Genomic DNA, 13,083 nt, shown 5'->3' with positions numbered 1-13,083 from the left:
CTTAGCTTCTCAAGGTACATTTGAGATTAAATACCGGAATCTCGTAAAAGCCCTTAAGACTGCCGAAACAATCTCTGGGCAATAGCTGCAGGCTTGTCACAAGCTTTTTTAACAACCTTCTGAATCTCTGAGCCTTCACTTATTTAATAAACTCCCATGTAACACTTATCCACCCCCCCCCACAAATTCAGGTATTTGTCATGGACATTCACATACAGCGCATTGGCATAGTGTTCTACTGCCTGCTCACACTCAGCATGTCTGTACACGCCTCTCCAATCAATCTTGTCAAGAACGACGGTTTTGAGCAACCAACCCTGCCACCAATAGGGAAAGGCTGGGAAGATTTTAACACGGGGGACAGCATAGGCCCGTGGGAAGTTATTAACGGCTCCATCAGCCTGCACCTCAATCGCACTAGAAAGCTGGGTCTGTATGGTGCGAAAGGCTTACAACACGCTGATATTAGTAAAGGAGCTACCATTGAACAGGTTATTAATAATCTTGAAACCGGCAGGAACTATACACTTCGTTTCGATTATGCTCTTCATGACCAGGCCAATGCTGACGCATCACTGGGTATCACAATAGCCAATCTGTCCACTCGACTGCCTGTTTCCAACCGGGGTACCGACCAGTGGAAAACCGCTGAGTACACCTTCACTGCCTCATCGCCCACTGAAACACTGCAATTTCACGAGTATGGGGCCAGAGAGTGCTGTGGATCTCTTATCGACAGTGTTGTTATATTTAAAAATGAATTTGTACTCACTTACAAGAAACGATCTGGATCAAAGGACAATACATATACCATTCGCTATGGAACAGACCTGAATGTTACAACCGGACAGGGCCACCGGGGAGCATTGTTTGAGGTTTCAGAGGAAGATTACCGGCGCTGCCAGTTTGATAATCCCATGATATATGGTAACCCTGTTAACCCCTTCCAGCGGACGACTTTCTTTCAGGGTAATACCAATGACAACAATAGTCTGACCTTAAGCATGCGTGCCATCTGGCCCGATCAGGCTGAACAACTGGGAGGTATCTCTCGCTTCCTGCCCTACACAAGACACTACTTTGTTTACGGAGACTACAACCCCGCAGATGGTCGCTTTATCACAAGTGAACTCTGTCGGCGTAACTATGGACGCTTTATCCTTGAGGTTAACCCCCATCAAAATAGTAGCGAAATAAATCCCAGTGCCGGAGACACTTCAGTACTTGATTTATCATCAATGCCTGTCAGCCTGGGAGACGCCGTCGAAGTCAAATATTTCCAAGCCAGTGGTTCTCTTATCAATGTCAGTAGAGAAGACTATCTGAAATGCTGGAACCCCGGTAACGCCAGTAAAGTTGGCGATTTCAGTGATATTCTTGGTAACAAGCTGATCATGCCCATCAGACTGATTCCTATCGGTGGCTTTATTCCCTACAGGCCCGGGAGAACACTCTATTTCATTCATACCATTAACTACTCACAAGCTGGCTTCAGTCCTACCTGCAGGGAAGGTGCACGATTCAGCCTTCGTGTCGGTCGCTGAATCTCTGAGCACCAATACATAAAGAGCTTACATAAAAATAATGTATTGGTGCTCTGTTTCTAGGGGCTGTTCACAATTAGTTATCGTGCTCAGCCTTTCCGAGGACTTTCAGGGCAAGGCGCAGCGACGAAGGAATACTGGTTGTCTTTCAAGTCGCTGCAACGCAGCCATGGAAGCCCTCGAAAAGGCCCTTCGGGTGTCCCTAATTGTGAACAGCCCCTAAGCTTCTTCCTCAGACTCATCAATTGCGAACGAAGCTCTTCCGTGTTTTTTTTCTTTCTCTTCAGCCAAAGAGAAAATGAAGCTCTCCTCAGCAGGCTCCCTCTCTTCTGCCAGCTTCATCCGCAGGCGCAGATTATTCGGCGCATCCGCATTTTTAATAGCTTCATCAAAGTCTATACGGCCTTCCTGATAAAGATGGAACAAAGCGCTGTCGAAGGTCTGCATACCCACGCCTTCTGACTTTTCCATAATGCCTTTAATTTCCTCAAACTCTTCCTTAAGAATTTTCTCTTTGATGGTTTCTGTTCCCAGCAAAATCTCAACCGCCGCGGCACGTTTGCCATCTGTGGTTTTTACAAGACGCTGGGAGACAAAAGCCCTCAGATTCATGGCCAGATCCATAACCAGCTGAGGGCGGCGTTCCTCAGGGAAAAAGTTGATTATCCGGTCTATAGCCTGGTTTGCGTTATTGGCATGAAGGGTAGAAATTGCGAGGTGACCAGTTTCCGCAAAAGCGAGAGCATGCTCCATGGTTTCCCGATCCCGGATTTCACCAATCAGGATAACATCCGGTGCCTGCCGCAGAGTCTGCTTGAGTGCCGAGCTATAACTACGGGTATCTACACCCACTTCCCGCTGATTGATAATGCATTTCTTGTGTTTATGCACATACTCAATCGGGTCTTCAATGGTAATGATATGCCCGCCGGAAGTGGCGTTCCTATGGTCAATCAAAGCCGCCAGTGACGTGGATTTACCAGAGCCAGTACCACCAACAAACAGGATAAGTCCACGCTTGGTATTGACAATATCTTTCAACTGGGGAGGCAGCTTCAAATCATCAAAGTTGGGAATCTCTGCTTTGATATTCCGGGCGACAATGGACACCTCATTGCGCTGCAAAAAGATATTGATACGGAAACGCCCGACCCTGGGAATAGACATCGCCAGGTTCATTTCCAGTTCTTCCTCAAACTCCTTTTTCTGTTCATTATCCATAACTCCATAAGCCATTTCCCGCACTACCCCTGGTGGTAATAGCTCTTTCGACAATGGCTTTAATACCCCCTGAAATTTAGCGCAGGGGGGCGCTCCGGTACTCAGATAAAGGTCAGAACCATCATATTTAGCGAGGGCAGTCAGGTAGGACTTTATTTTTTCGAGACCCATTATATTTCTACTTCTACAACAATGATCACATCATAACGATGATGACTAATCCATCCCATCAGTTCAACAAGAGCCTGTTCACAAGTAAGGAGCTTTGCCCCTCAATCCCACTGAAATAAACAAATAGCATGACCTTCCTGACGGCTGTACTTATGGCCAAACACGCCACAGGCATCTTCAACAGTAGCTGTTTCGCCCCTGCGCAGGAAGGAATCCGGCCCTTTGTTATTTTTCTTTGTTGTTTTTTCTTTGTTTTTTTCGTTGTAGTAGCAGGATTGATAATCGTCGTCTATACAAAATGACCTGAGGTGATTGCAAGTAACCCCTCTGTGTTTTGCTCCTGAAAAAGGATAAGTCTGTGCTGTCGTATAGTGAATACAAAGGTAAGAAGGCACGCTGTCTTCTCATGCTGGGTGTAACCTCGATGGTAGTCTCGACAGCAGTGCGAAGCATACCCTGTGAACCCAACGCTGCCTGGGAGGAAGCGTCTAACCGTCATGAGGATGCGGCCCGTTTATTGAATACGGAAAAGATCGCTGCAGATGAAGATATCCCTGCAGAAGGCAGTATGGCGCTGATATCGAGGGTTGTTACAAATAGTTCTGCCGATACTCCCAACGTGGGCGAGTTTGAGATGGAGACGAGTTTTACAAGTGAGATCGCCTTTCAGAATAACCCAGGATACAGTGAGTATATTTCTAAAATGCTTGGGGCCGCAGGGGCTACCAAAGAGCTGGAAAATTTTGCAGACAAAGATGTTTTTGCTCTTGCATCTATGAGGGAGTCCGGAATTCTAGGTGCCGGAGCTACGGAAACAGACGTTCCGGAAAGTGTATCCGGTGCAGTTGGAGAAGGGCCTGAACAGTTCACTGCCTCTGAAATTTTTGATGCTGCCGGGGATGTCTTTTTTACCATTCAGATCATCGCCAACACAATCGTTATGATTATGGAAGATGAATTCCCCAAGTCAAACCAAACCTGGGCCCACATTGATAGTTGGCAAGCATCTAAGCAGCTCCTCGGAAATATTCCTATAGTCGGCCTCATTTGGGGAACAGTTGTTGATGTTATAGAAATGGGCAAAATGAACCTTCCTGCTGGTACTGGTTTCGCGGAATTTTGGCTGAATATTCTTCACATGCTTGTTGATATTTTTCTTGTACAGGAGATTCATATAGAGGGCTGGTTTAGCGATGTGCTGCGAAAATTCAACGCCTCAGTTATTGCGCGGGACGCATTGGATGGCTTGAAAGACCACCTGAATGAAAAGGTTGTTAAAGAACTGAAGCACAAAGCCATACTTCTTGGCGTCCCTCCAGTCAATCCGCCCTGCCCACCAGGGGCGGAAGACCTCGGCGACAAATGCAGAATTGGCTATCTGCAAACATTACCAGCGAATGATAAAAGCATGAGCCTGAACATGGATGACAATGGACCTTATTATCCTCTGAGTGGCGGGTGTGGAGTTGATTTTACTGCCAAAAATAATAAATGTTACTACAACAATCCCATTCACTGGCAGAGAAGAAAGGTTTTTTTCACTGATACTGCTGAAGATCATGGGTTTCCAGTTTACATTTCAAAAATAAGGCCCCTCTGTGAGCAAGGATCAGATTACCGGGTAAGAATGGATAAATGCCTGGTGAGAGGTATTCCCAGAGGAGCAATAGCTGAGTGGTCTTTCTGGGTATGGAGCAACATGCTATGGACAAAGGCAAAAGGTACAACCTGCCCTTCAAAACGCTTCACATATGTTCATGGGAACTGTTACATCGCTGACATCAATATGGCGGATAGACAGATTTATATAGAAAGGAACACGCTGTATACAACATCTATTCATAATAATAATGGACCCAATGATAATTTCACCTATCTTGCTGATAAAAATATCTATCAAAGCTATACAGACAAATACAATCTTCTGGCAGGATCCAAAAGAGAAAGACCTGAGCTGAATAAAATATTATTGGAAATGATTAATAAAGGAAAGCAGCTATATGTTGAAGGTTATATGGATCATGTTAACAATGAAAAGCTCGCTTATGATTTAGACTCACTCAGACCACTTATGAATCTTCATGCCAGTTCTGCACTACAGAATGAGAGAATGTTTTTAGAGATTAAGTCCCAAAACAATATCCAGAATTTACTTGAGAACAAAGTATTTAATATTGGTCATTTTGGTTTGATTAATTGTCTGGGAGAGATGTTTGGGGAAAATAGTAGACAGGTGAGGTATACCAACAATGTTGATGCTTTATCATATATAAAATACTGTCAATACATAAGGGGGGCTTTTAATGAATTTGATTTTGAAAGCATTCCAGACAGGGATAAAGTCATACATGAATATGTCGCTAAGTATAATTCCTTTGTTGATAAGAAAAGGGAAATCTATGAGAGCACAGTGAAGGAAGTGGCCAAAACTGTAAGCAAGAAGAAAGCTGACTATTTTAAAGCTGCGGACAAAATAAATAAAAAATCCCCAAAAAGAGAAGACGTTCTTGAGAAAATAGATGAACTATTAGCAAAATATGGAGAAAATACATTTGAGAGCATGCTTAATAAAAATGCTATATGTGCAATAGACTATCAAACTATTTCTCCGGCCGGCAATAATCTTCCTATGCCTGATAATTGTACTTTGGGTATTAATTATAGTTACTACTTTCATACGGAAGGGCAGTGTGCCCATGACGAACATACCCAGGCTTTTAATTCAAAGTGTTTTGGGTCTGGTGAGACTGTTGGCGCATTTTATTCAAAAATCGCAAACTCTCTGGCTAAATCAATAAATGATAGAAGAACTTCAGATGATTTGAATAACAACTGTGTGACAACGGTAAGTTTTACAGGGGACTGTGGTGCACGCGACTCTCTTGTATATCCCTATAGTAAAGATCACGATCATCTTTTTGGGGCGGTAGATAAAGAGAGCCCTCTGTATGATGTTGTGGATTACTTCAAAAACAGGCTCAATGATAATAATGACCCATACCGTTTTGACTATAAGAGTTATGTTGATAAGGTTATTGGTGACAAACATAGCCCGGCCTTCCCGAACATTAGTAAAAGTTATTCTCAAAATGAAGAATACAGAAAGGCTTTTGATCAGCCGAATCAGATAGTAAACCATTGTGTGAAAGAAAAGGAAACCATTTCAGTGCTAAATCCTGACACAAAAGTCAGATTCGGTAAGAGCGGCTACTTTACTTATAAATCCTTTAACACAGGTAATGTTCAGTGTACTGCAAAGAGCTTCGGTGGTTATGACCCCGTTCCCACTTCGGAGGCAAAAAAGCTTGGTGTTAATGAATGCTGTTTGTTGGAAAACTCACTGGCTACAGAAATTGAGGTGGCCGAAGGGAATCTCTATGAAGTTGCTCCAAAATTTATTTCATCTCTGGATGATTTTTTGAAGAAATATTTGTCAGGTGCTTCATATAAGGACATTGATGCAATAGTGGATAAAAATGTAAAACTTAAGTCCCTTGATTATTTTTCATATGTGCTTATCAAAGGGCTGCAAAGTTACTGTCAGCATGAACAGGTAGAAAAACACAAAGATAGTAACTGTTACTGGATATCTCGACCTGTAGCCAGTTCATTCATATATGGACTGTATAGCAATGATGATTTCCAGCTTGTTAAACAAAAGGATTCCAAGAAGCCGTTAGTATTTAAACTAACCAATAAGCCACCCGTGACCGACAAAAGCAAACCAGATGTTGTGAAAATTGTACAAGCTTCCGATGTGATTGGCACCAATCAATATAGTGTTGACATCACTAAGGACGTTGATGATTATTTACTTGACAGTCCGAAGTTGAATTATTTTACACCAATACTTACCCAAGCATATATAGATTATGGGGGTTGGTTAGGTGGTATTGGTGAAAAAGATGAAGAGCTGTTTTCTACAAAGATCTCGTATGAAGATATTGATACGCTTCTCAAATTATTAAGCGAGAAAAAAGGAGATACTGTCTATGAGAGGGCGCAAAACATTCTTAATGCACTTGTTGCCAAGATTGTGAATGATAAAAAGGATAAAAAAGATAACACCTACAGGAAACTTTACTCTCTTGTGAGCGCTATTTTCAACGCAGCCCTGGATGTGGTTGTGAATCATGAGACTCTTGATACCCTTGCAAAGAAAAATCGATTGAAAGATGACGATTTCAGTTTGGAAAAGAATGGTGACTGGTTAATAAAAAACAAGGATGGCATTGTTGCCAATAAAAGTACGAATGCAGATAACAGCCTAACGGCTTCTGTAAGCCAGGATGTTCATGGTAAAGGAGTACTGAATTTTCATAAAAATACAAATCCGGTTGTCACGATAAAAGATAAAGATGACAAGAAAAATAAAAAAGATAAGAAAATCATATTTGATGATGGAGTAAAGGGCTTTGTTTTATTGAAGTGCCTGACAGAAAATCATTTCAGCCATATTGACAATGACACTGATGAATTATTCAGCATCCATGTTGGCGATGATGACAAGGGGTTAGTTGCTTTAATAAATAAAGACGGCCATATGGAAGTACATGCGGGAGGGACTCTCCTGAAAGGCTTTAAATTATTATCAATTGATGACCTTTATTGTAAGAATTCAGGGGATGGAAGCGAATTTAATCATGTCGAATTTTATATAGGGAGAAATCCGGATTACGATTTAATTGTTAATAAAAAATCAGAAGCATATAAAAACATCAGTAAAAAAGCCCCCTATGTTTACAAGGTCATGATAAATGACAAGTTGATGGCCGGAGTTATGTCAGAAGAGCAATTCAAGAGTATGGATATTAAGAAGCTCTTGTTCACATTAAACTATTACGCTAATGGTTCTGACGAGATTGGTATTTATCACCCAGGTATTTATTATAATTATTATCCAATACTTCATTAAGCCTGTTAATGGGCTTGTTTATTTAACATAGTCAGGTGGCATAGTGTTTTGGAATTTCTTGGCTGGAGTTATAAAAATGCGCAATTTATTTTTATTTCTGATTCTACTGTTCACCGTGGGCAGATTATATTCTGATAATACAAATGGAAACTCTCATGTGTGGAATGGGTATATTTCTTATAATTTCATTGACAGGAACAACAAACAGCACCATGAATACTGCTGGCTCTCTGTGAGGAAGACAGATAATGATATACATGTGAAGGTCAGGCCAATTGGATACTCCGATAATACGCGATCATGTAGTGTGGACTATCAGTACACAACGAAAGCAAGTGTCGACGAGTCAACAAAGTTATCTTTCCCTTTGGGCTTGTTAAAATATGGGGCGACAGACTTATATAAGGAAGAAATGCTTCAAAATAAAGATGCAGATGTTGTCGATCTTTCGATTTCTGTAAATGATAAAAAATACACTGGTCATACATTAGGCATGCTTTCAGGTGCGAGAAAAGAAGTAGATGCAAAACAGTTTTCTTACCACATTGAGGCATGGTATTTTAATGGTTCGTTATCATTTGACATGAAAAATTATTATATTACTAAAGATTATACATGTCATTTTAATGAAAGTGACGAAGGGAGTGCTGTTAACTCAACACGATATATCAATCTAAGCAATGTTAAGGGTGCAATCAGCATTACGGTAAACGAGCCAGGCGATTACCACGTGGAAATGGATGACTACTTCCATCCCAGTCATTACAGTGCCTGGGCTTATCATCCGGACAAACCTAATGTGAAACTCCCCCCTGATGGCCTTCATATAGAAGCGAAAGATGGAGGCTCGTGGAACACTGTATGCCAAAATGATGTGGAGCGTCGTTGGAATGGCTTCGTTACATTGGGCTACTATGACCCCTACGAGGTTTTTCAGTATGAACAGTGTCAACTCACTATTGTAAAGAAAGGGGATCATGTCCAGATAACAACACTAGCCTACCAATACGACAGAAAATCTCCCTGTGAAACCAGCTTTCACTTTACTACCCCTATACGTACTTCTAATAAGCACTGGATTTCATTTGAGCTTGGCTTTGTCAAAAACGCCCTGAATGAGAATGTACATCCCTCTCTGCTGCAGAATATAGGCGCAGATATTGTTGATCTTTCTATCTCAGATACACCTGGAGAAAAGGGTTTTGATGTAGGAAAATTATATGGGGATAAAAAGAATGCGGGGCATGATACGCTGGGCTATACAATAATTGCTTGGGATAATAATACCACATCCAGTATTTATTTTGAGCCTACTGCCGGTGATGCCTTCGCATATGCTGTCAGTGCCTGTGCAGGACCGGGTAAAATAATGATGAACGAGTATGTGTCAGGATCGGCTTCTCAGGGTGGGACTCTTTATAATTTTCCTGTCAATGGTTGGGCCTCGGTAAGCCTTGATGAATTTGTGCCTGCTCCCAGCCCAACTATTAATTTTATGGTGGACGAGCCGGGAGTTTATAAAGTTAATCTTTGGGGAGCAGTATGGTCTCCACAATGGAGTGTTACTCAATATAAAAAGGATGGTAAGACGGTTGTTCCTAACGCAGGCATGACTGTGCGAGAGTTTGGTCCTTCTAGCAAGAATACAGGCTGCTTAGGTGTTCCTGTTCCTCCCCCTTGATATCTGCAATACAAACGGCCACAGCGATGTGGCCGCTCTGTGTCAAAGAAGTGATATATCAAACAGCAACAGGTGCCTTGATATGTGCATGGGCCTGATAACCCACCAGCTCAAAATCATCCGCAGTAAAATCAAACAGGTCTTTAATTTCCGGATTCAGCTTCATCTCAGGCAGGGGCAGAGGCTCCCGTGACAACTGCTCATCCACCTGTTCCATATGATTCGAGTAGAGATGGGCATCGCCAAAGGTATGCACAAAGTCGCCCAGTTCCAGATCACAAACCTGAGCAATCATCATGGTCAGCAGAGCATAACTGGCGATATTGAACGGTACACCAAGAAAGATATCCGCGCTGCGCTGGTAGAGCTGGCAGGAGAGTTTTCCGTTCAGTACATAAAACTGGAACAGGCAGTGGCAGGGAGGCAGGGCCTGACGGCCATTGGCCGCATTCTCTTTCGGGCTGACAGAGACATCCGGCAATACCGCAGGGTTCCAGGCCGACACCACCAGACGACGGGAGTCCGGGTTGGTTTTGATTTCCTGAATCAGATCGGCAATCTGGTCAACCACCTCACCGTTTGGCCCTTCCCAGCTACGCCACTGCTTGCCGTAAACCGGCCCCAGCTCGCCCTCTTCTGTAGCCCACTTATCCCAGATAGAAACACCGTTCTCTTTCAGGTAACCAATATTGGTTTCACCTTTCAGAAACCACAGCAGCTCATGGATAATGGAGCGCAGATGGCATTTCTTGGTAGTGACCAGCGGGAACCCTTTGGCCAGATCAAAGCGCATCTGGTAACCAAACACACTGTAAGTGCCGGTACCGGTGCGGTCATCCTTGTACACGCCCTGCTCTTTTACGTGGCGCATCAGATCCAGATACTGTTTCATCGTCTTCCCAGATTATTTCTGCTTGGCTTTTGCAGCTTTCAGCCAGAGGCCGTCATCACTGTTCATACCATCTTTAAGGGGGAACGCCTTGTACCCGTATACCATAAAGATAACACCCAGAATCACCATCGGCAGACTGAGCAACTGCCCCATGGTGAGCCAGTTCCAGGCCAGATAGCCCAGCTGGGGGTCTGGCTGGCGGAAAAACTCCACAAATATACGACCTGTGCCGTAAAGAATCAGGAACAGTCCGGAAACCGCCATACGTGGCCGGGGCTTTGATGAGAACCACCATAGCACCCCGAACATCACTACACCTTCAATAAAGAACTGGTAGAGCTGAGACGGATGTCTGGCAATCTGAAGCGGGTCTCCGGGGAAAATCATCGCCCAGGGCACGTCGCTGGCCCGGCCCCAGAGCTCTCCCCCAATAAAGTTACCTATGCGGCCCGCCCCCAAGCCAAAGGGCACCAGGGGCGCGATAAAGTCAGCGGTCTGGAAAAAGGACTTACCGATTTTGCGCCCATAAAGATACATGGCCACAAAGACGCCCAACATACCACCATGGAAGGACATGCCCCCCTGGTCAATGCGGAACAGCCATAACGGATTCTGGAGGAAATATTCAAAGTTATAGAACAGCACATAACCAAAGCGCCCTCCCAGAACCACGCCTACGGCTCCCCAGAAAATCAAATCGGACAACTGGTCTTCCGTCCACAGCCCCCTGGATTGTTTGCAACGTAATCGCCCCAAAAACCATGCCCCGGCAAAGGCCAGAAGGTACATCAGCCCGTACCAGTGTACCTGGAGAGGTCCCAAGTCCAGAGCAATGGGATTAATATTCGGATATTGGATCAAACCTGTGCCTCAACTTCCCAGAATGTTATTTCATTAAAAACGTCAGTCCAACAATAAACAGAAACGCAGCAAACACACGACGAAGCACACTGGCCGGCAAACGGTTGGCCAGCAGCGCCCCCACCCGGGCAAAAGGCACGCTCATCAGTACTATACCGGCAAATGCCGGCCAGTAAACCAGCCCTGTACTCAATGGTGGCAACTGCCCGATACTCTGTCCGAGGAACATATTAACCACAGCCCCAACAACAGCAATAGGTACGCCACAGGCTGCGGAGGTACCAACAGCTCTCCCTATAGGTACTCCAAGACGACTCAGAAACGGTACAGTCATTGTTCCGCCTCCAATACCGAACAGTGCAGAGAAAAATCCCACCAGCCCGCCACATCCCGCCATAATCACTGGTGGCAACAGCTTTTGGGGGCGTTCATTCTCTCCCTTTCCGTTCAGCAGAAAACGCACGCCCATAGCTATGGCACCAATACCTATCAAACTTTCCAGCATGTCACTGCTCAGGCTGACAGCCATAACCACCCCAAGAGCGCTGCCCACAACAATACCGGGGGTCAAGGTACGAAAAACCGACCAGAGCACCGCCTCGCTGCGATAATGTCCAAGTGTTGAACTGATAGATGTAGGAATAATTGTGGCCAGGGAGGTTCCCACAGCCATATGAACAGCAATTTCGGCCGGAATTCCCTGTATCCCGAAAGCCAGCACAAGTACCGGCACAATAATCAGCCCGCCACCAACCCCCAGCAACCCGGCCATGGTTCCCGCTACAGCACCGGTCACCAGAAATCCTGCAAACTGCACCAATTCCATGAAATATAACAACCCTGATGAAGTAGAGTCTGATCAGGTGTCGTGCAACCCAACCAAGAGTCGTGTAACGTAGCCAGCGTAACCGTGACTGAAAAATTACAAAAGACTGTTCGATGTGCCTTATTACCCTGAACTGGAACCCTGACAGCGACACCCCTCTGGTTTTGCTTGCTAACCGTGATGAATACTACCAGCGCCCGGCCCGCAAAGCTCACTTCTGGGAGGATCTCCCCGATATTTTTGGTGGCCGGGATATACAGGCAGGCGGTACCTGGCTGGCCATAAACCAAACAGGCAAACTGGCGGCTATCACCAACTACCGGGAGCTTGAAAGCAGTGGTGAACGTACCAGAGGTGAACTGATCACCCAGTTCCTGACCGATTCCATAGGTGCAGAAGTCCATTTACAGAACATTCATGAACGTCGCAGTTCCTATGCAGGTTTTAACCTGTTGCTCGCCGATAACACCGGTCTCTGGTACTACTCCAACCGGGATGACGTGATCAGGAAACTGGAGCCGGGGCTTTACGGCTTAAGCAACGGCCTGTTGAACACCCCCTGGCCAAAAGTGCGACGTTTGAAAAAACTTCTTGCTCACGCTCTGAATAACAGCGCTCTTTCTTCGAAGCATTTGATTGAACTGCTTCACGACACCCATCGCCCCCCCGATAATGAACTACCGGATACCGGAGTCGATCCGGTCTGGGAGCGTATGCTGGCTCCCTGTTTTATTTCTTCCCCGGCCTACGGCACCCGTAACAGTGCCGCGCTGATACTGAACCGCTCCGGTCAGTTGCACTGGCACGAACAGTATTATGAACCCGGTGGTGAACCCGGTATGTCAACCCACCAAACTCTTTCCATGCCCGCCAACTGGCTTTTAGAAGCCCAGGCCTGCGCCACCACAGACTGATCATCTCCAGTCTCAAGCAACAGCACCGAAAGTCGTCAGAAATTCAGCTATATTTCTG

At 44.8% G+C, this 13,083-nt stretch carries 9 protein-coding genes; 4 read left to right on the top strand and 5 right to left on the bottom strand.

The window, feature by feature from the left end; all coding sequences use genetic code 11:
* The first annotated feature begins 200 nt into the window (after window positions 1-200).
* Window positions 201-1,544, top strand: a complete 1,344-nt coding sequence (locus tag ACY2RQ_RS15550; RefSeq protein ID WP_490113905.1) for a DUF642 domain-containing protein — start codon at window positions 201-203, stop codon at window positions 1,542-1,544.
* Window positions 1,545-1,763: 219 nt separating this feature from the next.
* Here the strand turns inward: ACY2RQ_RS15550 and ACY2RQ_RS15545 are convergent, their stop codons facing one another.
* A complete protein-coding gene (locus ACY2RQ_RS15545; RefSeq protein ID WP_490113904.1) occupies window positions 1,764-2,936 on the bottom strand; it encodes a PilT/PilU family type 4a pilus ATPase in 1,173 nt (390 codons plus the stop codon).
* A gap of 101 nt (window positions 2,937-3,037) precedes the next feature.
* Window positions 3,038-3,331, bottom strand: a complete 294-nt coding sequence (locus tag ACY2RQ_RS15540) for a hypothetical protein (RefSeq protein ID WP_490113903.1) — start codon at window positions 3,329-3,331, stop codon at window positions 3,038-3,040.
* Window positions 3,332-3,342: 11 nt separating this feature from the next.
* Here ACY2RQ_RS15540 and ACY2RQ_RS15535 point away from each other — a divergent pair, with 11 nt between their 5' ends.
* Both ACY2RQ_RS15535 and ACY2RQ_RS15530 read left to right on the top strand, forming a co-directional pair.
* Window positions 3,343-7,851 carry a hypothetical protein gene (locus ACY2RQ_RS15535; protein WP_490113902.1) on the top strand — a complete coding sequence of 1,503 codons (4,509 nt, stop codon included), beginning with the start codon at window positions 3,343-3,345 and terminating at the stop codon, window positions 7,849-7,851.
* Between the two features lie 76 nt (window positions 7,852-7,927).
* Window positions 7,928-9,532 carry a hypothetical protein gene (locus ACY2RQ_RS15530; RefSeq protein ID WP_490113901.1) on the top strand — a complete coding sequence of 535 codons (1,605 nt, stop codon included), beginning with the start codon at window positions 7,928-7,930 and terminating at the stop codon, window positions 9,530-9,532.
* 58 nt (window positions 9,533-9,590) lie between these two features.
* Here ACY2RQ_RS15530 and ACY2RQ_RS15525 read toward each other — a convergent pair whose 3' ends face one another.
* Genes ACY2RQ_RS15525 through ACY2RQ_RS15515 form a run of 3 tightly spaced genes read right to left on the bottom strand, consistent with a single transcriptional unit; the run spans window position 9,591 to window position 12,111 of the window.
* Window positions 9,591-10,424, bottom strand: a complete 834-nt coding sequence (locus tag ACY2RQ_RS15525; RefSeq protein WP_490113900.1) for a thymidylate synthase — start codon at window positions 10,422-10,424, stop codon at window positions 9,591-9,593.
* Between the two features lie 12 nt (window positions 10,425-10,436).
* Complete coding sequence (lgt, locus tag ACY2RQ_RS15520; RefSeq protein ID WP_490113899.1) at window positions 10,437-11,285, bottom strand: prolipoprotein diacylglyceryl transferase; 849 nt, start codon at window positions 11,283-11,285, stop codon at window positions 10,437-10,439.
* A 25-nt stretch (window positions 11,286-11,310) separates the two neighbouring features.
* Complete coding sequence (locus ACY2RQ_RS15515; RefSeq protein ID WP_490113898.1) at window positions 11,311-12,111, bottom strand: sulfite exporter TauE/SafE family protein; 801 nt, start codon at window positions 12,109-12,111, stop codon at window positions 11,311-11,313.
* Window positions 12,112-12,224: 113 nt separating this feature from the next.
* Between ACY2RQ_RS15515 and ACY2RQ_RS15510 the strand changes: the two genes are divergently transcribed.
* Entirely contained in the window at window positions 12,225-13,025 is an 801-nt protein-coding gene (locus tag ACY2RQ_RS15510) for an NRDE family protein (protein WP_490113897.1), read from the top strand.
* Window positions 13,026-13,083 lie beyond the last annotated feature (58 nt).

The organism is Parendozoicomonas sp. 209JJ7-1 (genome assembly GCF_058147085.1).
Note: the sequence above shows the minus strand (reverse complement) of the source record. Positions and strands in the feature narration are given on the sequence as shown.